This window comes from Pseudogracilibacillus sp. SO30301A (genome assembly GCF_037072025.1).
Lineage (GTDB): Bacteria > Bacillota > Bacilli > Bacillales > Amphibacillaceae > Pseudogracilibacillus.
Genome location: NZ_JAXHDD010000004.1, coordinates 80,611 through 105,211, shown reverse-complemented (window position 1 = coordinate 105,211; position 24,601 = coordinate 80,611). Strand labels below are relative to the sequence as shown.

Below are 24,601 nucleotides of genomic sequence, written 5' to 3'. Positions count from 1 at the left end.
AAATATCTACTAATATATCTATCTCAGTGTGTCGATACTACCATCTTGCTTTTCATTTAGTTCACTTCCCATCAGGAATGATGATTCCCTTTACATCAAATGTATCGTCCTAAAATTCTGTGCTCCAAATTTTATCTGATAAAGATTAAGTAATCTACATAAGACTATCAACATTGAATTGAACCTAGTTTATTTTTTCATTATTACATTTAAAGATAAATTATGTAGAAAAGTTCACAAATAATTAATAATAAACGTTGAAAATATCGCTTGTTGCTGTTATCGTATAATTGATAACGATTATCAATCTCAGGAGGTGTGATAATGATTGTAGTAAAAGATATACAGGTTGGATATGATAATCAAATCGTCATTAACGGATTAAGCGTCCAAATACGAAAAGAAAAAATAACAACTATCGTAGGACCAAATGGATGTGGAAAATCAACATTATTAAAAACAATAGCTCGTATTTTAAAAACGAAAAAGGGCGTTGTTTATTTAGATAAAAAGATATTACACGAAACCAGTTCTAGAGAAATTGCAAGCAAAATGGCAATTCTTCCACAGACAGCGGAAGCACCTGCTGGATTGACAGTGAGGGAACTGATTACTTACGGAAGGTTCCCACATCAATCGAGATTTGGAAGATTAAAAAAAGAAGATTTGGAAGCAATTGACTGGGCAATTGAGGCAACTCTATTATCAGCCTTTCAAGACCGATCAATAGAAGCTTTATCTGGAGGACAGAGACAAAGAGTATGGATAGCAATGGCTTTAGCCCAAGATACAGAAGTCATTATTTTAGATGAGCCAACTACATATTTAGATATGTCACATCAATTAGATGTATTACAATTGTTAGAAGATTTAAATCAAAAACATCATAAAACTATTATTATGGTATTACATGATTTAAATCATGCTTCACGGTTTTCTCATTATTTAATTGCAATGCGAGATGGGAACATCATTACTTCTGGTCATCCAACGGAAGTGATGACTCAACCAAATTTACAGAAGATATTTCAAATAGAGCCTTTACTGACAACTTGCCCGTTCAGTAACCATCCGATTTGTTTATCTTATGGAAAAGCTAAGGAGAATACACAATGAGCGAAATATATGATGTTACAATTGTTGGTGCTGGACCAGCTGGTTTATTCTCAAGTTTTTATAGTGGACTTCGAGAAATGAAGACCAAGATTATAGATAATCAAAATACGTTAGGTGGGAAAATACACGCATATCCAGAAAAAATGATTTGGGATGTCGGTGGATTGACACCAGTTTTAGGGGAAAAATTAATGGAACAGCTAGCAGAACAAGCTACAACTTTTGAGCCAACTGTTATTTTAAGAAGGAAAGTCATAAATATTGAAAAATTAACAGACGGGCTTTTCCTTCTTCAAACAAATGATGGTGAAAATCATTTTTCTAAAACACTTATTTTGGCAGTAGGTAGTGGTATATTAGCACCTAAAAAAATCGGTTTGAAAGATGAAGAAAAATATATTCACACAAATCTTCATTATATGGTGGATTCCCTAAAGAATTTTAAAAATAAAACAGTACTTATTTCTGGTGGAGGTCATTCAGCCGTAGATTGGGCAAATACTCTTGAGCCAATTGCTAAAAAGGTTATTGTAACGTATAGAAAAGGTGAATTTATTGGGCACGAAGCAGAAATTTCAAAATTAAAAAACAGTTCTGCTGATATCATTTACTATACAAATATTGTTGGTTTTGAAGGTGTAACATGTATTGAAAAAGTAGTTTTAGAACATGTTGAAACAGGAAAAAAACAATTCATTCATGTAGATGAAGTGATTATTAATCATGGATATGATAAAGACAATACATTATTTGAACAATCAAAAGTACATTTAAAACTTCACGAAAAGTACGGTTTAAGAGGAAATCCATTTGGTGTGACTTCTGAACCTGGTATTTTTGCAGCAGGAGATAGTTTAAATTATGAAGGGAAGCTTCATCTCATAGCGGGAGCTTTCCAAGACGCGGTTCACGCTGTAAATCAAGCAAAGCAGTTTATTGAACCAGAAGCTGATCAAATGGCTATGGTTTCTTCACACAACGATTTATTAAAAGATAAAAATAAAGAATTATATAATCATTTAGTGATAGGATGAGAGAAAAAAATGAAAAAGTTTTGGATTGTAATATTAGCTGCATTAATTCTATTAGTAGGATGCATGGAGAAGAAGGAAAATTCAAAAGAAAACAACAGTAAAGAGAATGAAACTTCAACTTCACAAAAAATTGAAATTCAAGATGCAGATGGTGTGAAAACATTTGATGGACCACAAGAGAGAGTGGTTGCTTTAGAATGGAGTTTAGTGGAGGAATTGCTAATTGCAGGTGTACAACCTGTAGGTGTTGCAGATATTGAAAACTTCAATAAATGGGTTACAATTGAAGCGGAATTAGATGATTCTGTAGTTGATGTAGGTGATCGATTAGAGCCGAATATGGAGGAAATTGGAAAATTGAAACCAGATGTAATCCTTGCTATTAAAGGACGCCATGAAGCGATTAAAAGTGAATTAGAAAAGATTGCGCCAGTTGTAATGTATGATAATTTGAGCGATGATGCAATTAGCAATCAGTATGACCATGCGCTTCAAACACTAAGGGAAACTGGAAAACTGGTTGGTAAAGAAGAGGCTGTTGAAACAGCAATTCAATCATTAGAAACTAAATTTAAAGAAGCAAATAAGCAATTAGAAGAATTGAACTTAGAAACAAAAGATTTCATATTTACACAAGCATATTCTGTGAATCAAGCACCCACATTCCGTATTTTTACAACAAATTCAATTGTTAGCCACGTGTTAGAGAATATCGGATTAACGAATAAAGTTGTAGACGATCCAGACTCTTCTTCAGGATTTATTGAAACAAACGTTGAAGGATTAGTAAATTACCAAGAAGCAATGCTAATTCATACAGTCCAAGAAGATGATCCATTATTTGACAATTTAAAAAACAACGAAGCTTGGAATGGATTATATTTTGTGAAGAATAACGAGATGTATGATGTTGGTGGAGGAGTTTGGACATTTGGAAGTGTACAATCAATGGAGACCTTGCTTGATCAAGTACTGTCATCATTTAAATAAGCTTAGGGAAGAATATCGTTTTTCATTACGTCCCAAGTTATTTATTGGGACGTATGTTTTTTGTATTTCAACTTAATTAAGTAGACAATTCATATAAGGAGAATTGACATAATGAAAAAAGTAATCGCATTATCACTTGTTTTACTAGTTGGATTAACTGGATGTATGGAAAAAAATGATGAATCATCAGAAAAATCTAATGACAATGAAAATGCAAAAACGCAAATTGAATTAGAAGGTGTTATCGGAACAAGTTCATTTGATAAACCAAAGGAAAAGGTGGTTGCATTAGAATGGAGTATCGTTGAAGAATTGTTAATTTCCGGCGTACAACCAGTAGGCATAGCAGATATTGAAGGGTTTGAAAAGTGGGTAAAAATTGATGCCAAATTAGATAATACAGTTGCAGATGTTGGTAATCGAGTAGAACCAAATATTGAAGTAATTGCAAAACTTCAACCAGATGTTATTATTGGTATGAAATATCAAGAAGAAATCTTATCTGAATTAGAAAAGATTGCTCCAGTTGTTTTATATGATAATTTAGATCCATCTGCAGTTGAAGACCAATATGCATACACATTAAAAACGTTAAGAGATACAGCAAGGATTGTCGGTAAAGGAGATGACGTAGAAACTGAAATCAGTAATTTTGAAAATAAACTAAATGAAACAAAAGATAACATTGAACAATTAGATTTAAATTCAAATGAATTTGTATTCACACAGGCATACTCGGTGAACCAAGCACCTACATTCCGTATATTTACTACAAATTCAGCTGTTAGTCACGTGTTAGAAAAAATTGGACTAAAAAATAAAGTTTTGGATGATCCACAGGCTACTTCAGGCTTTATTGAATCAAATGTAGAAGGGTTAGTGAAATATCAAGATGCCCTATTCATTCATACGGTACAAGAAGACGATCCGCTATTTGACAATTTAAAAGATAATGTAGCATGGAATGGACTTCAATTTGTTAAAAATAATGATATCTATGGCATCGGTGGTGGAGTATGGACATTTGGAAGTATTTATTCGATGGAGACTCTGATTAATCATGTGACAAATGTGATAGAGAAGTGACATTATGAAGAAAAGCTTCCAGTTACTTAGTTATATACTGCTTTTTGTCGTTTTAGGATTTGTTCATTTAAGCCAAGGTCAAGCATCGGATGGCATTTTTTCTTTTTGGACAACTGTATGGGAAGATGAACAGCAAATGAATTTCTTTTTGCACACAAGATTACCTCGTTTTGTGATTGGTTGTCTTGCAGGTGCTGCATTAGCCATTGCTGGAATGCTTTTACAATCAATGACAAAAAACCCTTTAGCAAGTGCGAGTACTTTAGGGATTCATGCAGGTGCTTATTTCTTCGTTGTTTTTTGTACTATATTTTTTCCATCAATCGCTGGTTCTTATCCTATTGCATTAACAATGATAGGTGGAATTATTGCAGCATTAACTGTTACGTTTCTAGTAGGTAAATCTCTTGATCCAGTGAGAATTGCATTAACTGGCTTGATCATTACAATGTTATTCTCATCATTCACTGCTGCGCTACAACTTTTGTTTGAAAACGAGACATCTGGATTGTTTCTCTGGGGCTCTGGTACACTACTGCAGCTTGATTGGAGTGGAGTACAGTTTGCTTGGCCATGGATTATTACCACAATCATTATTGCAATTGTTTTAGGAAGAAGATTTGACTTATTATTACTTGGGGAAGAAACTGCAATTGGTCTAGGTCAAAATGTAATCATTAGTAAAATCTTAGGTTGGACAATAGCGATAACATTAGCTTCCGTAACAGTCACTGTAGTTGGACCCATCGGATTTATAGGTATAATTGCTCCGCATTTGGTGAGATTAATGGGTTTCCATCTGCATCGTTCTATGATTATAGCAAATTTTATAACAGGAGCCGCATTATTAATAGGCGCTGATATTTTAGTGCGATTTGTATCACTAAAATCTGAACTTCCTGTAGGTGCAATGACAGCGATTATCGGAGGACCATGGTTAGTTTACCTAGCTTTTAAAATGGGGAGAACAACCAAAACAACTGCAGGAGTGATAGATGGTGAAGTGCGAATTCAAAAACTATCTCGTTTTATTCTATCTGTTATTGCCATTGTTTTCGCACTTACCGTTTTAAGTTTAAGCTTTGGAGGGACCAGTTTTACTTCATTAATAGAATTACCACAAGAGTTAATGCATAATCGTTTTGTATGGGACTTTCGTGTTCCAAGAACTTTTGTAGCAATTTTAATCGGAATGATGATGGGAGTAAGTGGATTACTCATGCAAACTGTATTGCGTAATCCCTTAGCAGATGCATCCGTACTAGGTGTAACATCTGGAGCAAGTGTATGTGCAATGATTGCCATTTTAGCAATTCCTCAAGCACCACATATCTTTGTCCCAATTGGAGCTCTAGTTGGTGGTTTTGTTACAATGGGAATTGTACTTTTTTTTAGTGCGAAAAGTGGATATCAACCCATAATCTTAGTTTTAATGGGTGTTGCATTTTCCGCAGTTGGTTCTGCCATTATTCAAATATTAATTGTGCGTTCCAATACATATGCAGGTCAAGCTTTAGCTTGGTTAGCTGGAAGCACATATGGGACAAGTTGGTCAGATTTAATCTTATCACTTCTTCCAATTGCGATTTTGTTTCCAATCATTGTATATTATTTACATACATTTGATATATTATCGTTTGGTGATGAAGTATCTATTGGGCTAGGAGTGAATGCTTCTAAAATGCGCTTAGGAATGATTTTGTTAGCAGTTACTTTATCCTCTATTAGCGTTGCAATTGTAGGAGCAATTGGTTTTATTGGTTTATTAGCTCCACACATTGCTCGACAAATGGTTGGTCCCAAGATGGTACGCCTTTTGCCTGCAACCATTTTCATTGGTGGAATTCTGTTAATCAGCGCTGATTTTTTTGGTAGGTTTATTTTGGCTCCAAAAGAAGTACCTGCTGGAATGATTATTTCCTTAATTGGAGCTCCATATCTCCTATATTTATTAAAGAAAACTAATCAAGTAAAAGCAAAATAATGCGATTAAGCTTTTGTTTTAACTTTCTATATATAAACCGACTTACTCCAGTTCATTTGGCCTGAAAAACAAATTAACTGGAGTATTCTATTCTATTATATAAATATATGTTCTAAAAATTCCCATGGTTATACGTTATCAAAAGGTATTTTAGTACTTTGACTAATCTGGGTAATGGAACTGAATTTTTCCAAATCGGTGGTAAGGAAGAGAATGGTTCTTCTATAAAGGTTATTGGATTCTGTTTATTATCGCTTTAATACTCATTGTATTGATCGCAGCAAAAATCATTAGTTTTTAGCTTATGATTTTTTGGTAAATACCAAAGCGTTGGATTAAATGTGATCACGATTTATTTCCTTGATCATTAAGCTCTTAACTACAATAAACCTATGTGGATTCTTTGATTAAATATTTCTTTTTCACGTTTATTCTCATCATCTAGAATCAAATACCAAATCTTCTTCAGATTGATAATCCAGCTCTGATAAAAAATTCGACATCCGACCTTCTAAAAGCATATCTTTAAATTTTCGTATCAAAAATAGGAACTATCTAAAAACATCGGCGGGTGTAACAAGCTTCGTCAAATTCTTTGACGGCATTTTGATGGTACGATAATGGATAAAACAAATAATTATGAATAGGTTCTTGGAAAAATTCCGCCAGAAGAAACGAGAGAAAGATGGATATTGTGTAAAAGCATTCTCTCTCTTTTGAGGCAGATTAGAAAGTATAAATCCTTTCTTGACTGTCATAGGTGCAACTTTAGTTCTCGCCATAAAGGCTTGGCGATAAGTCCAATTTTCTAATGCGCCTGGCATGGGTGTAATCTATGGGGCGCCGGTCCCAAGCTGTGAAGGCAGAAGGAACAGTTAGCCTAACGCTAGGGTGTCCGTGTGGAACTTTAATACAACGCCAGTGAAAATTTGTACAAAGTAAAATGATTACTGCTAGTATATGTATAGAGCAACCAATAGATGAAGCCTGTGGATATTTATTTTCTCCTTAAAAAACTTTATAAAGATGGTACTATTCTAATTATTTTTGGAGGTATGTTAGTCACTGTACATAAAAAATGCTAATGACAAGGGGGAAATTAAAATGAGAAGTATTCGAAGCTGGATTGTAGAACGTTTACTCAAACGACTGAGTAATAAAGATAGCTTTACCGATGAAAAATTATACGCTGAATTTTTAAAAGAAAAACAAATTGAAAATAGAAAACCTTATATATTACCAAAATATATTCAGAGAAAATTTGACATTGAAAAACAGCATTTTGATGGAATGGATTGTTATATCTTTAATCAAGAAAAAAATACTTCAGAAAAATCAATACTCTATTTGCATGGAGGAGGATATATAAAACAACCATCGGTATACCACTGGAATTTTCTTTGGAAAGTAGCCAAAGAAACCAATGTTAAAATATACGTTCCAATTTATCCTAAAGCACCTAATCATCAATATAAAGAGTCTTTTGACAAAGTTCTTCCAATATATGAATGGATCTTAGAAACCTCGAATAAGGAAAATATTATCTTGATGGGTGACTCTGCTGGAGGAGGATTTGCATTAGCGTTAGCACAATTGTTATTGGAAAAGGGGTTACCACAACCCCGAAAAATCATTTTACTTTCACCTTGGCTTGATATTACGATGAAAAATTCAGATGCTCATGCATTGGAGCATAAAGATCCAATGTTAGGAATTTATGGTTTGATTCAAATGGGGAAAGCATATGCAGGAGACACTGATTTAAATAATTATTTACTCAGTCCAATAAATGGAAAGATAAATGGATTGGGGGAAATTACTTTATTCATAGGAACACATGAAGTTTTATTACCTGATGCTAGAAAGTTCAGAGATATGGTTACATCACAGGGAGTTAAAATTAATTATTTTGAATATCCGAAAATGAATCATATCTTTATGGTTTACCCTATTCCAGAGGCAAAAAAAGCGACTGAGAAAATCGTAAATATCATAAATAATATGTAAATTGATAACCTCTTCTTGAAAGTTAAAATAAAGTCTTATTATTTGTTAAAGTAAAACTAGTGACTTAACGATGAATCGAAACCAAATATAAGGTAAAATAAGGTTTAGGCAAAATCAGCATGTATAGAGGTGTTCAACAGATGGATGAATGGTACAAATTAGATAACGCAGGAAAAATGTTTCACGCCGTATCGGAACAAACAAATTCTTCGGTCTTCCGGATTGCTGCAGTTATGAAGAAAATAGTACAGCCGGATAAACTTCAACAGGCGCTGGACGATGTTCTCAAACGTCTTCCTATGTTTGCAGTGAAGCTTCGTAAAGGTGTTTTTTGGGACTTTCTTGTGGAGAATAACGAAAAGCTTTTTGTTCAGCCTGAAAGCCAATATCCATGTGCACCAATTGATCCGTTAGAAACTAATGGATTCTTATTGCGTGTTACTTATTATAAAAAGCGTATTGCTGTGGAATTTTTCCATTCTGTGACAGATGGAACAGGTGCTTTAGAATTTATTAAAGCGCTAATTTTTTATTATCTATCTTATCTTGAAGAAGACGTGGCTTATGAAAGTGCACTAATCGATATTCATAATCAACCAAGCTATTATGAACGAGATGATAGTTATCAAAACTATGTAACGGATGAAAAAACAGAGAAATTCAAAGAAACTTCTTCCTATCAAATCCGAGGTATACCAATTGATCAAACCATTGCAGTCCATGGAAAAATGAGTGCAGAAAAGGTGCATCAGCTTGCCAAGGAGCATGGAACAACGATTACCGCTTTTGTCACCGCAATTTTAATTGCAGCTATTTATAAAGAACGACTACAATACCGGGCATATAAAGAAGAAATAAAAATTGCTGTTCCGGTCAATTTGCGAAGTCTTTTTCCATCCAATACACTGCGCAATTTTTTCGGTGTAGTAAATATTGGCATGTCTGTTACGGAGACAACGACATTGGAAGAAATCATCACAGAAACATCGAAGCAACTGCGTAAGAAAGTACAAAAGGAAAACTTGCAGCAAAGTATTAATGATCGTGTAAAATGGCAAATGAGACTGGCAGCACGATTTATTCCGCTCCCGCTTAAATATCGTGCAATTCGTTATGGGTACAGGAGTTTTAGTGAGCGTACCAAAGCGATGACCTTGACAAATATGGGGAAAGTACGACTTCCTGACTCCATGGAATCACATATTTCCCATATGGAAATGGTTATGTACCCGACAAAGAAAAGCCCAATCAACGGAGGGATGATCGCTGTGGGAGATGAACTCGTAATCACATTTGCAAGAATGATACAAGAAGCGGATATTATCCGTACTTTCTTCAGAGAGCTTTCCAAGACATATAATTTGGAGATAGAAGTATACTCCAATGATAGCAGGTGAAAACAATGCAACATTATTGCTCAAATTGCAATATCTATACAAAACAACCATATTGTCCGTTATGTAAACACAAGCTATCTGAGAAATTGGAAGATAACGTGTATTATCCTGTCTATGAAACCAAAGTCCAGCGGCGTCGTTTTGCACAGCGACTCGTCTTATTTATTGCGACTTTCGTTATTAGTACAAGCTTATTAATTAATATATTAACTGAACCGAATCATCTATGGTTCTTGTATGTGTTAGGTCCCGTACTATATGCTTTACTATTGATTAATCATACAATACTTTCTAGAGCACACACTGGTTCCAAAGTCATTTTTCAAGTTATTGCACTTTCTATTATGTTGTTTATCCTGGATGCTGCATCTGGAAGTTCAAAATGGTCGATCCATTACGTTATTCCATTTCTCGTTACGCTTGCTACACTGTTTGTAACCATTATTGTACTGCGAAAACCAATGAAATGGCGGGAATACATCGGATATATGACAACAATGGTTATTTTAGGGTTTCTTCCCGTCATTCTTTTTTTCAGCTCCTGGTCAACGGTGTTATGGCCAAGTGCTGCAACCGCCTTATATGCTCTCCTAACGCTGATTGGGATGATACTATTTTCAGAAAATACGATGAAGAATGAAATTGTACGGAGGTTCCATTTCTAATAATAAAAATATATGTACAAAAGTAGTAGAAACATTATCACTTGTTCAATACCAGTAAATCAAGTGATAATGTTTTATAATCTCAAACTCAGAAAACTTTCTTATTCCACAATCTTCCAACTTGTATCTATTTCCAAGGTAAGTTTATACTGTGAAAGCTGTGTTGCTTTTGACAGCTTCATCCAAATACTTCACCGTGCTTAATATTTGGAACATCGTCGTATTTATCCCGAAAGGAATTATCTTCTATGTGACTTTTCTAATCGAGTTACTGGTTAAATATTCCATGGGCGGTTGGTAATATAATTGGAGGGGATATAAAATGAGTTTTCAAGTTGTGTTGGGAGATCGTGAGTTGCTTCTGAATATTTCGGGATGGACAGCGGTTTTGACTTTGAGGAAGGAGATCAAAATACCTTACACTTCAAAGGAACAGAAAGATATTCAGTTTATTGAAGATACCCTTAAGTGCAATAAACATCATTTCAATTTGTTGATAGTAAAGATTAGCGATTTTTTTACTTGTCATTTGCATTTTTTTAAGAGTTATTTTTTGAAGAAAAAAGGAATCGATGGTAGCATTTTATCATGAGAATGAGAAAAATGATTACTTCCTTCAAAGCTGGGATGTCAATTACTAATGGTCTCTCGGCTTTTTTTGTGCTTCACATGCTGAAAGTGAAATCAGTTTTCCCGGAAGTTTTATTAAAAGTAGTGAAGTGCTACACTTAATAGGACTGTACGAATCTTTTAAAATAGCTATCTTAGATATCGATTCGACTAGTCATGTTTGGGAAACGAGGAGGGATAATTTGAAAAATAGGATACAGAAGTCATCTCCAATTTCGACTAAGGAACGTATTGAATCGTTAGACATCATTAGAGGATTTGCGTTGTTTGGGATTTTGTTCGTGAATATGCCATTGTTTCAGTCTCCTAAACTCATTAAAGATTTGTATATGATGTCGCCTGAATTAAGCCCAAATGATCAGTTTTTACGAATGTTGCTTGATGTTTTGGTAGAAGCAAAATTCTTTACGATATTTTCCTTTTTGTTCGGCGTCGGTTTTTATATTTTTATGGAGCGTGCAGAAAATAAAACAGAACACTTCTATCTTTTGTATTCGCGCAGGTTAATCGTATTAGCCATATTTGGGTTCTTGCATCTTTGCTTTTTCTGGTATGGTGACATTCTGTTAGGCTATGCTCTTGCTGGATTTTTTTTAATTTTCTTTTATAAAAGAAAGGGAAAAACGATTCTTCTTTGGTTGATGGCATTTTCGATTGCGCTGATTGGACTTCTATCCTTAAGTTTTTTGGGTTCGACTGACTCAATCGAACAACAAATAAACAGCTTACAGAAAGAGGGAGAACCAAAAGTAGAGGAAGCGATTGATGTCTATCAAAATGGTAGTTACTTTGAATGGTTATCTTATCGTTTTTCAAATGAAGTAATCCCTATTTTAATGAATATTCCCTCTGATATACTCACTGCTTTATTTATGTTCTTAATAGGCTTATACGCAATAAAACGGGGGATTTTTAGGGACTTTTCTTCTCATAAGCAATTTGTACAGCGTGTCTGGCTGATTAGTTTATTATGTAGCATTCCATTTAGCGTTGGCATTATTTTATTACATGTAAACATATTTGATTTTGGTATTTTAAATGAACAAATGATACAATCCCTTTTGATTATAAGCGGATTGAGTCTTTCTTTCTTTTATATATCAACGATTTTATTGTTGTTAGAAAGAAAGAAATGGAAGAGAATTCTTCATCCTTTTAGTTATGTTGGAAGAATGGCATTAACAAATTATATTATTCAAACATTAGTAGGGGTTGGACTGTTTACTGGGCTGGGGATGTTTGGAGAAGCGAATATAGGCTTAGGTATTATGATAAGTTTTATTGTTTTTCCATTACAAATGGTACTAAGTTTCTTTTGGTTAAAACATTTCCGTTTTGGCCCACTAGAGTGGGTCTGGCGTTCATGTACATATGGCGAGTTTCAACCTATGAAGCTTGCTAAATAACAGAGTGTGTATTTGCTCTTTGTTTGGAAAATCGAATGATAAAACGTAAAAGGGTTTTTCTTTGGCTTAGGCTAAAAAATTTGTCTATTTGGTGTCAAAGGTCATTTATAAAAGTGCATCAGATTATTGTCAGTCCGTTCGAACGGCAAAGTTTCCTAAGTCAGATACCGTAAGTGATGTTTATTAGGATTAGTTTTCGGATAGCTTCATATTTTTCTCTTCGATAGGGAAGCAAGATCCACACAAAAAATCATCCTGAATATATTTGACATTGAAATTGATAATCATTATCATTATTATGAACGGTAAAAAGAGAGGAAGAAAAATATGAAAATATGGAATCATCATTTGTTTTCTAGAGTATTAATTGTCATTATTTCTGTTTTTTTTATAGCTGCCCTTAGTGGCTGTTCATCAGATTCGGGTGAGAGTGAAGACTCAACAGAGAATTCGACTGAAAATTCAGAGGCAACGACATCCGATAATTCGGATGTTACAACAATTGATACGAAGTTTGGGGAGGTCGAAATTACCGAAGAACCAGTTCGTGTTGTCGCACTAGGTTGGGGGGATGCAGAAACGGCTCTTAGCTTAGGAGTTGAACCTGTTGGTGCCAGTGACTGGCTTGATTTTGGTGGAGATGGTGTTGGACCATGGCTAGAAGGTGCTTATGAGGAGTCCCCAACCCTTATCGGGACATTGGAACCAGACTATGAACAGATTGCTTCACTTGCGCCAGACCTGATACTTGATGTAAAATCATCTGGAGATAAGGAACGTTATGAGCGCCTTTCAGATATTGCAACGACAATAGGTGTTCCTGAAGGTGGAGATAATTATCTCACTTCTACAGAGGAACAAGTTCAAATGATTGCAAAAGCATTGAACAAAGAAGAAGAAGGCAAAAAATTACTTGAAGAACTCAATGCTGCTTTTGAACAAACTGCCGAAGAAAATCCGGAGTTTGCTGAAAAAACGATTGCCGTTGCTGCATATAGTTCCAACGGATTTGGTGCATACGTGGATGGTGACTCACGAATCGATTTTGTGAAAAGACTTGGATTTGAGACGAAACAAGAGATAGAGGAATTAGCTGATGGGAATTTCTATGTTGAGATTGCGGATGAACAGTTAGAACTATTAGATGCTGATCTCACTGTCGTTTTCCCGATTTGGGTCGATGAAAGTGAAATAACGAATAATGAAATGTTTCAGAAGATCGACTCTGTTGCTGATGGAAGATCCATTGTGCTTGATTTAGATTCTGCCAATGCATTTTCAACTGGTTCTATACCTTCCTTATTATGGGCAATTGAAAATATAACACCAAAGTTTGCTGAACTACTGGAAAATTAAGGAGTGAAAACGTTGGCAGTGCTAAAGCGGCCAATCAATCAAGCAGTTGATAGGAAAAAGAAGATCATTAAACATTCACGAAAACAACGAATAATCGGATTGATTGTAGCGATATTTATTTTGCTTTGTATATGCTGTCTCAGTTTAATGATTGGAGCTAAACCCCTGTCACTGAACACTGTTTGGGATGCCTTATTTTCCCCAACTGACAGTTATGATCATACCATTGTTCAAGAGACCCGATTGCCCCGTACACTTTTGGCTCTTGCAGTTGGGCCTGCCTTTGGGCTTGCGGGGGCGCTCATTCAGGCTTTAACGAGAAATCCCCTTGCAGATCCTGGAATATTAGGTGTCAATGCGGGGGCATCTTTTGCTGTCGCTATCGGTGTTGGACTATTTTCCATTACGTCGATGTCTGGATATATTTGGCTTGCTTTTGCAGGTGCGTTAATCGTAACAATTGGTGTCTATATTATTAGTGGAGGGGCTGGAAAAACGTCTCCTACCCCTGTACAAATTACACTTGCAGGTGTGGCACTTGGCGCCGCATTAAGTGGAATCACTACGGCACTCACATTAATGAACAGCAGAGCTTTTGCAAGTATGTTGAACTGGACAGTTGGTTCCTTGGCGAAAAGAGGGACAGATGATTTGTGGCTTATTTTACCATTTCTCATCGTTGGTATTTTATTAACATTAGCTATTGCACGGCCACTAAACGCAATTTCATTTGGGGATGACCGGGCATTATCTTTAGGCGTGAATGTTAATATCGTCCGCATTATTAGTTTAATCGCGATCACGCTTTTGGCTGGCGGGGCAACTGCAATAGCTGGCCCAATCGGTTTTATCGGCTTAATGGTGCCGCATTGTGTCCGTTGGTTTGTTGGTCCAGATCAGCCTTGGATCTTTCTTTACTCCCTAGCTGTAGCCCCTGGATTACTCATTCTTTCGGATATTATTGGGAGAATTGTTATGTTTCCTTCTGAAATCCCAGTTGGTATCATTACCGGGTTTGTCGGTGCCCCAATTTTATTAATACTCGTTCGGAGAAAAAAGGCAAGTGGTCTATGAGCATCGTTGTAAATGGAAAAAGAGGTGAAAAGAATGAGTCACATTGATTTTGGAAGGCGCTATATCCGAATAAAGAAACCATTCAAATGGCGAATTGATATACGCAGCCTTGTTGTAACGTCGATTCTTTTTGTCATCACAATGGTGATTGGAGCATTGGCATTAATGATGGGATCATTGGATGTAAGTGGACAAGATGTGTTAAGTGCTTTAACCGGGAAGGCTACAGGGATGACGAAAACAATTGTAGTTGAATGGCGTTTACCCCGAGTAGTAGCTGCGATCATCTTTGGTGCTGGACTTGCGGTAAGTGGTGCGATCTTCCAATCGATTACGCGAAATCCATTAGGATCCCCTGACATTATTGGATTTAGCTCAGGCTCTTATACAGGGGCATTACTTGTTATGCTTGGTACTGGACCAGTATCTTATTTGGGAGTTGCTGCGGGTGCTTTGGCGGGAGGATTTATTACTGCAATCCTCATTTATTTATTTGCCTTTCGTCAAGGAACCCAAGGGTTTAGACTTATTATTGTGGGGATTGCCATATCAACGATTTTGGGAAGTTTTAACAACATGCTTCTTATTAAGAATGAAGCGGAAGTGGCGTTAACCGCAGCCTCTTGGGGGATTGGATCACTTAATGGTATCGGTTGGAAACATATTATTCCTGCTATGATTTTTGTTGTTTTGTTACTTTTTTGTGCTTGGGTCATGACTCGCCCTTTACGTGAAATGGAGCTAGGTTATGATGTTTCAAAGTCCCATGGTGTACGAATCGAACGTTCACAAATCATTTTAATTTTAATTGCTGTTGCATTAATTGCTGCTCCAACAGCGGTAATGGGACCTGTTAGTTTTGTTGCGCTTGCTGCTCCCCAAATCGTCCTAAGATTCGCAAAGACAGCTGAGAGCCTTATTCCATCGGCTGCAATGGGTGCTCTTTTATTATTGGCAGCCGATGTTTTGGCACAACAAATCGTTCCAGATATCATTTTGCCGGTTGGTGTCATAACATTATCTATTGGTGGACTGTATCTCGTATGGTTATTATACCATCAAGCGCGTTCTGCTTTTTAAGGCTAAAAATAAATAAACTATGTTATATGGATCCATCATTCTCCTGTTAGTCGATATTTCAATTGAAAGAGGTAAAATGTGATGAACACGAAAATAACTGCCATTCCAATGAATGAACTAGAGCCTTCACCGGATTTTTCACCGGATTCAAAGCTTTGGACAGAAAATATTACAATTAAATATGGTAATAATCGTGTCATCTCTCAAAATTTATCTGTAAAAATTCCAAATAAATCGTTTACGGTAATTGTTGGCCCTAATGCATGTGGGAAATCTACCTTATTGCGTGCACTTTCAAAGCTCATTACCCCATCTGCTGGTCACGTATTATTAGACGGCAAAGATATTATGAAATATAAGTCAAAGGAAGTGGCACGTAAGCTTGGATTCTTGCCACAATCATCAACTGCTCCTAACGGAATTACTGTTGCAAATTTGATAGCTCATGGCCGATATCCTTATCAAACCCTTGTAAGCCAATGGACGAGTGAAGATGAGGCAGCGGTTTTATCTGCAATGGAAGTGACGAATACGAGTGAACTCTCAGACCGTTTTGTAGATGAATTATCAGGCGGACAAAGACAAAGAGTTTGGATTGCAATGGTTCTTGCACAGCAAACTCCTATTCTCCTTCTAGATGAACCGACGACATACTTGGATATTGCACATCAAATTGAGTTACTGGAGCTTTTTAAAAATCTTAATGCGCAAGGAAATACTATGGTAGCCGTTTTGCATGATTTGAATCATGCAGCAAGATATGCCAATCATATGATTGCGATGAAAGAGGGGCAAATCGTTGCTCAAGGAAATCCTTCAGACATTGTCACAGAACAGTTAGTGGAAAAGGTTTTTGGAATGAAATGCACCATTATCGATGATCCAATTTCGCACACCCCACTCGTTGTCCCACTGGGAAAGTAAAGGTAAAGGAATGTCGGTATCTAGTCGAAGTTCCCCTCTCGATGTGTCATTTTCACCGGACTTTTTGAACAACCTCTATTAGGCTTAAAAGTAATTTCCAAAACAGCTGACTCTAATAGTTGGCTTTTTTTGTTCGTGAAGTTCGCTTTATATAGACGATCCAAGAAAATTTGGAAAATTTTAATGATTTGGGCTAATTTAAACTTGTTTGAACATAGGCGTCTATTATAAGCCCTGCTCCCATTTTTTTAATAGGAGTGGAATAATTGACACTGATGGTATATATCAAATCCTGCGAAAGATTGCACTTAAGGTAAAGCACCATTAGTGGAAGGACAATGATCGATTTTCTGCTGGGACTCTATCACAGTTTTTCCATTAAAGGAGGCTATTCTTAAGCAACCCCATTTGCAATATAAAGATTAATACATTGAATAAATCCTCTTAACAAATGTAGGGGGGAGTAACTGTGATTAGAAAAATTGATATTATAAATCCTAAGCTCGTTGATGAGGTATATAGTATCCAAAAATTTCCTGAGATAGAAGCAAAAATAATCGACTTTTATGATATTCCTCCATTAAGAGACACTGCTGAGAATAACAGGAGGCCAGTCTTAACTTTTTTAAAAAAAGAATTATAAATTCATCGGATTAGTGGGCAATATAATTTTTTAGTCAAGATTATTGCCACCTCACTTGAGGGTTTAGAGATTACCATTAATGATTTAGGTCAATATAGTGAATCGACAACATTGGTTGTACTGTCTTCTCCTATAGTGCATCGGCCGATTATTCCAAACCAGTAATTCAAAAAAATATCCGAACTTATTAAACGAACACATACAGAAATGGAGAAAGTAAAAGTAGTAACTTTTGTCCACTTTTTGGTACCTTGAACCCTTGCTAATTTTCATTTTGTCCGATTAAGCTTCATCACCGAAAGCCGTACTCAGTAAAAAATAAATCTTTTCGTCTTTCGGTTTTCTAGTGTATCGGACAAAAACACTGAAATAAAAAAAGACACGAGAATTTAATCTCGTACCTTTAGTGCTACTTGCAAGATTTAACGAAATATGTTCATTTAGTTCCCATTATTATTTATGAAATTCACAACCGATCTTATCGTTTTAGGTCGTCCAACCATTTCCAAGACTATGATCACCAAACATAAATCCACTTGAATGAACAGCTACAATCTCATTTGAATTATTCAAAATCGCTGAACCCGATTGTCCATAATAGGTATCCATATCATAATAAGCTATAGTATCGCTTTGACCTAGTAAATTACCTGACATTCCCCAAAATAAGACAACCATTTTTTTTTACTATATTGTCAAAAAAAAAGGAGAGTTAATATGAGAATAATATTAATCTTAGTTATTACCTTTTTAACTTTAATTAGTTGTAAATCAAATATAGATGATGAAATAAACAATAACGTAAATGATTATAAACTAGGTACAGCTTCAAAAGAGGGTTGTATTCAAAAGAGTGGAGAAACTATATTTTTAATTAATAATCATGATGAAATGCTGGTGAATTCAAGTACCATCGATATTAACGAACTCATTGATGGTAAGAGTTATAGATTAAGATATACCCAAATACTTGAATCCAACCCTCCTATCATTATTGTGGAAAGCTACCAAGAAATAGATAAAAACTATTGTGACAAAGAAAAATAAAAAAAAGACGTCTGAATGTAATCTCGTATACCATTTTTTGATATACGAGATATTCTAAAACATTAATTTGTCCTTTTTTGTCGTATTTTGTATTTTTATGACAATTAGTCACTTTTTAAAGCCGTACTCAGCAAAAAATAAAATTTTATCGTCTTTCGGTTTTTCTAGTATATCGGACAAAACCACTAATTAGAGTGGGTAGGACATTTTGTCCAATATCTTTCTTTTTACAACACCTAAATGTAGCTTTGGAAGAATGTTTGATCAAATACTTCTTACAAATACATATTCTGTGATTAACAAAAAGAATCCATTTTGAAAAAAGATTGATCATTTCCGTAATCCTTATTCCACTCGAAAGCCGCTTTAACATATTACCTCTTAAATAATCATGTAATAAATGAATGTAATCAACGTTACTCGTTCGTTCAAGACCACAGTATGGGTCGGTCTTCTAACATCACTATAAAGTTAATGAATAAAAATAATCGAAGAGTTATAGTAGGTGGAAAGCAATTATATTGACAAAAGGGGAGCTATATTAAGCGTTATTTTCTAATGCCTGATAAAAGATACTTGAATGCTCTAGAGACGGAAGTATACTTGAAAAACGAAAGCTGATAATAAGCCAAACATTTATTATCAGCTAGAGCCTTTTGAAGCTGCAGGAATGCACTGATGATTGAAAGAAGCCCAATCCAAGACATATGATACCAACTATTTTGAATATCCTGTTCTTCTTCTTTACATTCCATACTAAAAAATTATTCCCGCTAAAAACAAGACTGCTCCCAGAATAACATTTAATAATAGCTGGGGGGGATATGTTTTTCCAAGGTATTATCAATATACGATTCTATTCATCTTTCCAAAATCATTCAGCTCTACAAGCTATCTGGCCCTAGAGCAATTAGTTTTACAGAAGTGACAGAGGAAATTTGCCAAGCATGCGGTCGGGATATCCGTTATAAGTTTATATCAATTGAACAATTCATCTCTGAACTAGAACTAGTTGGTATTCCTGTAATTTAATAACGATCATGATCGAATTATTCACTAAGGTTCTGGACGGCCGTAATTCTCATGTTACAAATGGTGTACAGTGCGAGCGATAACGTCAAACCCTTACCTATCTGTATATAAACTTTTTAAACAACTATTTTATTCTGTCCTTTTTTAACCGACCAGAAAGCCATAAAGTTCCTCAATGTCACAATATTGGCCTATTTTGACTGTTCTCTGCAAGGGTACAATGTTTATTTCTTGCTATAGATAAGCCCAAAATGGTTCAGAATTGCATAGCCGTTAAGATTTCTCTCCAATTTTAGTCAGAATCACATTTGCCGCTTCTACCCCACCGCCAGCATTCCTAAGAGTTTCTGACAGCTTCTGTGCCCCCTGCTTGTACGTCTGATTCGAAAGCACCTCCGCTACCGATGTTACTAAATATTGTGACTTATTCCCTTTTAGTTTTACTCCTGCACCCAATACAGCAACCCGATCAGCAACCATTCTTTGTTCACTATGCTGTGGAAATAAAACCATTGGCACTCCAAAATACAGGCTTTCACTAACACTATTCATGCCACTATGAGTAATAAATACATCTGCTGTCTGTAATACCGATATCTGATCTACAGAGTTTTTCACGGTGAAACCCTCTGGTATGTTACCAAGAGACGAAATCTTAGTTTTTTCACCAACGGACATTACAACGTCATAGTCCTTCTGTGCAAATGCTTTGATACAGTTTTGGTAAAAATCACGATTTTTATTAAGTACAGTTCCAAGGGAAATATAGACTACTTTTCTATCCTTTTTGTCATTCTGTGGTGGTGGCAACTGTCTGATGGATGGGCCAACAAAGGCATATCGCTCAGAAAAGGTATCCGCCATCGGCTGGAATGCTTTCGAAGTGTAAACAATGGTGTCCGTTTCATTATCATTTTGAACAATTGATACAAAATTCTCTACCTCATAGCCATGCCCCCTTAGTAAGCGAATTTTTTTGTTAATTCGAGGCATGCCCACAATCATTTTCCATATTTCCACAATACTCCGCTTCATCAGTTTTGCTGTATGCTGATTAAAAGCAAAGGTAGTAGTCGAACAAATATATGGGATTCCTAGTTTCTTGGCAAATAATTCCCCCCAAAAGCATACAGAGTCTGATACAATGCAATCCGGCTGAATTTGCCTTAATTCCTTACATACCTTTTCATCCAAAGCAATGGTAGTATCGGCAACCATTTCAATCAATGCTGCAAAATCTTTACCAACCTTACGATCCAATTCTTTTTGTGAAACTTTAGGCAGGAATTCATCACAAGCAATAAATGTGGCACCAGCGGCTTCTATTTTTTCCTGAAATTCTAGAAAAGAATAATACCAAACATGATGACCTCTGTTTATTAACTCGGTTACCACCGGAATAGTCGGATTGGTATGCCCATGTGCAGGTATCGAAAAAAATACCATTTTACTCATTCTGAATCAACCTCCGTTAGATCGGATTTTTTGATTAGCTCTGCTAATTCCAGGAAACTCTCACTTTTTAAAACAGCAATTCCTTTTGTCTCATCTTCCCCTAAAATAACCAGCTTGTCACCAGCATGAATCTGATACATTTCCCGTGCCTTTTTGGGAATCACAATCTGGCCTCGTTCACCTACCTTTGAAACACCAAAAAAATGCTTTCCCTTAGGAGTGAACTGGTTTGTCTCTTCTTCACTCATATTATGGGATAATTGATCCAACGTTATTTGAAAAATATTAGCAAGTATCTTGCATTTATAAATATCGGGCAAGGATTCCCCGTTTTCCCACTTTGCTACGGTCTGTCTTGATACGTTTACCTTTTCAGCTAATTGTTCCTGACTAAGTTTGTTCTTTTTACGCAAAAGACGAATGTTCATACGAATCATATTTTCATCTCCTTATATTTTTAAATATACAGGAGATCTAAGGTGAAATCTATCAACAATTCTTAACATTTTTTGTTAAAGATTGTGGCAATCATACACAAGAAGTACAGCACTATTAGTCCATACTTTATTCTTATTCAACTCTCTTGCCCTAAAATGAAATGAGGCACTGATCCTTATTACTGAATCGTTTGCAAAAGGAAAACTTTATTTCAAAATATCCTCAAGTACTGATGTGTTTCCGTAACCATAGGTAATCTTCTCCACTCGAATCATTTCTTATCCTCTTTTATTAATTCTATTACTTTATCAACACTCATCCCAACCGCTTTCCTTCTTCTAGTAGTGGCCAGATATATTTCATTTAACAATTTTTCTTTGGCTCCTTCGATAACAAACATTCCAATTCCACGCTTTTTGTATATGATTTCTTCATCTACCAAAGTTTGCAGTCCTTTCCTTACCATGGCTCTATTGATGTTATAAAAGTTGGAAAGTTCATTTTCAGATGGAACCCTTTTCCCTTCTATTAATTGTCCTTCAACAATGTCATTTCTTATAATTTGTGCAATTTGCTGAAAGATGGGCAGCGAATCTGGGTTCTATCAAAAAGATGAAACTGACAACTTAAGAAATAAGTAAGATTTTCGTCATTTAAAAGAAAGAATCCTTCGATATTCTAAAAGAGCATCAAAAACATGTCGTGAGTGAAGAAAATGACAAATGTGATCCGAACACGATTACTTAGTAAAAATTACGGGACAGAGGAGGTTGTGTCTAGCGTCAATATGAATGTTCAACGTGGTGAAATATACGGATTTCTCGAACCGGACGGCGCAGGAAAGTCGACATTAATGATAAAAAGGTTAATTTAGCCAGTGTTTTTTAACAATGCTGACTGAATGAACTCGATTGTATGAGTTCATTTAGTAATCATAATATACGGGGGGATTTAATAATGAAGAGAAGAGTTTCTGTAATTATTGCTTCTGTGATCATTGTTTCTATGCTTTTAGTAATACCGATAACCCATGTTCTAGGTAATAAAGATCATAAGGATCATAAGGATCAAATCAAAAAAACGGCTCATAATATGGCTTCGGAGATCGTATCTAAGTATGATGTAAGTGGTATACAGTACGCAATCAACGATAATGGTTCCATTACCTTATCAGATAGTGCTGGGGTCTATGATAAAGCGACTAAGGCTCCAATAACCAAAGAGACGATGTTTGGTATCGGCTCGGTAAGCAAGATGTATGTAACGGCTGCAACGATGATGCTGGTTGATTCTCATAAAGTCGATCTGGATAAACCACTTACAACATATATCAAAGACTTTTCAATGTCAGATGAAAGATATAAAGAAATTACACCACGCATGCTAATGAATCATTCATCAGGACTTTACGGTACTCATTACGGAAACAGTATGTTATTTGATGACAATGATACCCAAAATCATGATCAATTATTAGAAAAATTACAAACAAGTCGTTTAAAATCCAAACCAGGTGAGTATTCTGTGTATTGTAATGACGGGTTCCAACTACTTGAAATATTGGTTGAACGAGTGAGTGGTTTAAGTTATACGGATTTTCTTGAAACCTATATTCGCAACCCATTAAATTTAAACTCTACCAAAACACCACTCGACAATTTTGATAGACAAAGGCTGGCAAAAACTTACTTTCCTACGATAGATAAGGCTTTACCTGTTGAGAATGCCAATGTCATTGGGGCAGGAGGGTTATATTCGACTGCAGAAGAATTAAGTAAGTTTTCAGAAGTATTAACAGGCAAACACACAGAAATTTTATCTGAAAAATCAGCAAAGTCCATGCAAAGTCCTGAATATAAAAAAGGAGTGTGGGTTTCTGACGAGACCAATAGCACGAATTATGGTCTTGGTTGGGACGCCGTTAACTTAGCACCGTTTAATGAATATGGAATCACTGCATTATCTAAAGGTGGAGATACAATTCTGTATCATGCTGACTTGATTGCCATACCAGAATATGATATCTCTATAGCAGTGCTCTCATCCGGCGGTAGCTCGATCTACAATACGATATTTGCCTCTAATGTGTTATTAGAATACTTAAAGGATAAAGGGATTATTAAAGATATTCTGCCTGACAAAACATTTGAGCCTCCTACACAGGTAGAAATGCCCTCCGATTTGCTGTCTTATGCTGGATTATATGGAACAATGGATTCAACAATAGATATTGAGATTAATAATGGAGAGCTTAATTTACCTGAGCTTGGAGGACTTATACCAGCGCAGCAATATGTGTATACCGGCAATGGAGAATTTACAAGCAGCGATGGCAGTGCGGTAGTAAGCTTTGACAACCAAACAAATGGTAAAACCTATTTAAAGCTTCACGCATATACGGATTTTCCAGGAATAGGCCAGATGGCTATGGTAACCTACGAATACCAAAAGCTGGATACCAATCCTTTAAATGATACAACTAAAGAAGTATGGAAAAAAAGAAACGGGAAAAAGTACTATGCTCTGGATGAGAAAATCACTTCCATTTTCTATCTAGATCCATCGATCTTAATAAAGAATATTTCGGTTGATCTTGATCATGGGTATGCAAACGGCACTAAAATTATGGATGAGAATAAAGCAGTAAATGCGGTCGAAATTCCAATTATGGCCGGAAGAGATGTATTTGATTTGAATTTTTACAATTTAGAACGGGAGGAGTATTTAGAAATTGATGGCTTTTCCTACATTAGCGAAGATGCGATAAAACCAATCTCCGGGGAGAAGACATCGACTTCGACAATAAAACCTGATGGCCATGCTAGATGGTATAAAATTGATGCAAAATCAGCTAATCAGATCATGACGGTCGATGTTCCAGCAAGTGGAGGCTTTGCTGTTTACGACAAAGAGGGAACGATTGTAAATTTCTCAAAGGCAAGCGATGACAATTCAGTAGTACTGCCAGAAGATGGGTTGATCGTTTTTGGTGGTAATGTAGGGGACGTATTTAAAATCAGTTTGGGCCATGAGTAAGACTAGGGTATCGCCAAAACGCGGTATCTTAACCATCATAATGGATGACTTTACAGTATTCAATGTAAAGTTATCCATTTTTTTGCAGTGGATAACTCTTGGTTGTAAGCTTGATAATGCGGAGAGCTTACTCTCGATGAAGCGTTGGAAAGGAAAATAGTCGTGAGAATAGCGGCTGTATAATTTTTCTTCATATTAGTG

The 24,601-nt window shown here is 35.8% G+C and carries 23 protein-coding genes and 1 pseudogene; 19 read left to right on the top strand and 5 right to left on the bottom strand.

Features of this window, described 5'->3' with window-relative positions; translation table 11 throughout:
• Positions 1-318 precede the first annotated feature (318 nt).
• The 16 genes from SPD89_RS04015 to SPD89_RS22870 all read left to right on the top strand — a co-directional run bounded on the left by SPD89_RS04015 (position 319) and on the right by SPD89_RS22870 (position 17,557).
• The gene (locus SPD89_RS04015) at positions 319-1,116 is read left to right on the top strand and encodes an ABC transporter ATP-binding protein (RefSeq protein WP_442961039.1); all 798 of its coding nucleotides are present in this window, start codon (positions 319-321) and stop codon (positions 1,114-1,116) included.
• Entirely contained in the window at positions 1,113-2,150 is a 1,038-nt protein-coding gene (locus tag SPD89_RS04010) for an NAD(P)/FAD-dependent oxidoreductase (RefSeq protein WP_336260666.1), read from the top strand. The genes SPD89_RS04015 and SPD89_RS04010 overlap by 4 nt, the downstream gene beginning before the upstream one ends.
• A 9-nt stretch (positions 2,151-2,159) precedes the next feature.
• Positions 2,160-3,140: an ABC transporter substrate-binding protein gene (locus tag SPD89_RS04005; RefSeq protein ID WP_336260665.1), complete on the top strand. Its 981-nt coding sequence runs from the start codon at positions 2,160-2,162 to the stop codon at positions 3,138-3,140.
• A gap of 111 nt (positions 3,141-3,251) precedes the next feature.
• The gene (locus SPD89_RS04000; protein ID WP_336260664.1) at positions 3,252-4,226 is read left to right on the top strand and encodes an ABC transporter substrate-binding protein; all 975 of its coding nucleotides are present in this window, start codon (positions 3,252-3,254) and stop codon (positions 4,224-4,226) included.
• A 4-nt stretch (positions 4,227-4,230) separates the two neighbouring features.
• Positions 4,231-6,210 (top strand): iron ABC transporter permease, encoded by a 1,980-nt coding sequence (locus SPD89_RS03995; RefSeq protein WP_336260663.1) that lies wholly within the window; start codon positions 4,231-4,233, stop codon positions 6,208-6,210.
• A gap of 1,104 nt (positions 6,211-7,314) precedes the next feature.
• Entirely contained in the window at positions 7,315-8,217 is a 903-nt protein-coding gene (locus tag SPD89_RS03990) for an alpha/beta hydrolase (RefSeq protein WP_336260662.1), read from the top strand.
• Between the two features lie 140 nt (positions 8,218-8,357).
• Positions 8,358-9,614, top strand: a complete 1,257-nt coding sequence (locus SPD89_RS03985) for a phthiocerol/phthiodiolone dimycocerosyl transferase family protein (RefSeq protein ID WP_336260661.1) — start codon at positions 8,358-8,360, stop codon at positions 9,612-9,614.
• Positions 9,615-9,619: 5 nt separating this feature from the next.
• Positions 9,620-10,279, top strand: coding sequence for a DUF6320 domain-containing protein (locus SPD89_RS03980; RefSeq protein WP_336260660.1), 660 nt, complete (start codon positions 9,620-9,622; stop codon positions 10,277-10,279).
• 322 nt (positions 10,280-10,601) lie between these two features.
• Complete coding sequence (locus tag SPD89_RS03975) at positions 10,602-10,871, top strand: hypothetical protein (protein WP_336260659.1); 270 nt, start codon at positions 10,602-10,604, stop codon at positions 10,869-10,871.
• A 220-nt stretch (positions 10,872-11,091) separates the two neighbouring features.
• Positions 11,092-12,315, top strand: coding sequence for a DUF418 domain-containing protein (locus SPD89_RS03970; protein WP_336260658.1), 1,224 nt, complete (start codon positions 11,092-11,094; stop codon positions 12,313-12,315).
• Positions 12,316-12,642: 327 nt separating this feature from the next.
• Positions 12,643-13,671, top strand: a complete 1,029-nt coding sequence (locus SPD89_RS03965) for an ABC transporter substrate-binding protein (protein WP_336260657.1) — start codon at positions 12,643-12,645, stop codon at positions 13,669-13,671.
• Between the two features lie 18 nt (positions 13,672-13,689).
• Positions 13,690-14,745: a FecCD family ABC transporter permease gene (locus SPD89_RS03960; RefSeq protein ID WP_336260712.1), complete on the top strand. Its 1,056-nt coding sequence runs from the start codon at positions 13,690-13,692 to the stop codon at positions 14,743-14,745.
• A 33-nt stretch (positions 14,746-14,778) separates the two neighbouring features.
• Positions 14,779-15,825 (top strand): FecCD family ABC transporter permease, encoded by a 1,047-nt coding sequence (locus tag SPD89_RS03955; protein WP_336260656.1) that lies wholly within the window; start codon positions 14,779-14,781, stop codon positions 15,823-15,825.
• Between the two features lie 108 nt (positions 15,826-15,933).
• Positions 15,934-16,749: an ABC transporter ATP-binding protein gene (locus SPD89_RS03950; protein WP_336260711.1), complete on the top strand. Its 816-nt coding sequence runs from the start codon at positions 15,934-15,936 to the stop codon at positions 16,747-16,749.
• A 469-nt stretch (positions 16,750-17,218) separates the two neighbouring features.
• On the top strand, positions 17,219-17,392 hold the full coding sequence (locus SPD89_RS03945) for a hypothetical protein (protein WP_336260655.1): 174 nt from the start codon (positions 17,219-17,221) through the stop codon (positions 17,390-17,392).
• On the top strand, positions 17,393-17,557 hold the full coding sequence (locus SPD89_RS22870) for an Lrp/AsnC ligand binding domain-containing protein (protein ID WP_442961044.1): 165 nt from the start codon (positions 17,393-17,395) through the stop codon (positions 17,555-17,557).
• 321 nt (positions 17,558-17,878) lie between these two features.
• Here the strand turns inward: SPD89_RS22870 and SPD89_RS03940 are convergent, their stop codons facing one another.
• Positions 17,879-18,049: a hypothetical protein gene (locus tag SPD89_RS03940; protein ID WP_336260654.1), complete on the bottom strand. Its 171-nt coding sequence runs from the start codon at positions 18,047-18,049 to the stop codon at positions 17,879-17,881.
• Positions 18,050-18,109: 60 nt separating this feature from the next.
• Here SPD89_RS03940 and SPD89_RS03935 point away from each other — a divergent pair, with 60 nt between their 5' ends.
• On the top strand, positions 18,110-18,439 hold the full coding sequence (locus SPD89_RS03935; RefSeq protein WP_336260653.1) for a hypothetical protein: 330 nt from the start codon (positions 18,110-18,112) through the stop codon (positions 18,437-18,439).
• A 1,305-nt stretch (positions 18,440-19,744) separates the two neighbouring features.
• Here SPD89_RS03935 and SPD89_RS03930 read toward each other — a convergent pair.
• The 4 genes and pseudogenes from SPD89_RS03930 to SPD89_RS22860 form a co-directional block, all read right to left on the bottom strand.
• Positions 19,745-20,926 carry a macrolide family glycosyltransferase gene (locus SPD89_RS03930; protein ID WP_336260652.1) on the bottom strand — a complete coding sequence of 394 codons (1,182 nt, stop codon included), beginning with the start codon at positions 20,924-20,926 and terminating at the stop codon, positions 19,745-19,747.
• Positions 20,923-21,363 carry a helix-turn-helix transcriptional regulator gene (locus tag SPD89_RS03925; protein ID WP_336260651.1) on the bottom strand — a complete coding sequence of 147 codons (441 nt, stop codon included), beginning with the start codon at positions 21,361-21,363 and terminating at the stop codon, positions 20,923-20,925. Before SPD89_RS03925 ends, SPD89_RS03930 begins: the two co-directional genes overlap by 4 nt.
• Positions 21,364-21,635: 272 nt before the next feature.
• The gene (locus SPD89_RS22865) at positions 21,636-21,806 is read right to left on the bottom strand and encodes a hypothetical protein (RefSeq protein WP_442961037.1); all 171 of its coding nucleotides are present in this window, start codon (positions 21,804-21,806) and stop codon (positions 21,636-21,638) included.
• Positions 21,807-21,815: 9 nt separating this feature from the next.
• Positions 21,816-21,893 (bottom strand): annotated as a pseudogene (locus SPD89_RS22860) (GntR family transcriptional regulator); the annotation flags it as partial.
• A gap of 186 nt (positions 21,894-22,079) precedes the next feature.
• Here SPD89_RS22860 and SPD89_RS03915 point away from each other — a divergent pair.
• Positions 22,080-22,238, top strand: a complete 159-nt coding sequence (locus SPD89_RS03915) for a hypothetical protein (RefSeq protein WP_336260650.1) — start codon at positions 22,080-22,082, stop codon at positions 22,236-22,238.
• 83 nt (positions 22,239-22,321) lie between these two features.
• Positions 22,322-24,400, top strand: coding sequence for a serine hydrolase domain-containing protein (locus tag SPD89_RS03910; RefSeq protein WP_336260649.1), 2,079 nt, complete (start codon positions 22,322-22,324; stop codon positions 24,398-24,400).
• Positions 24,401-24,601 lie beyond the last annotated feature (201 nt).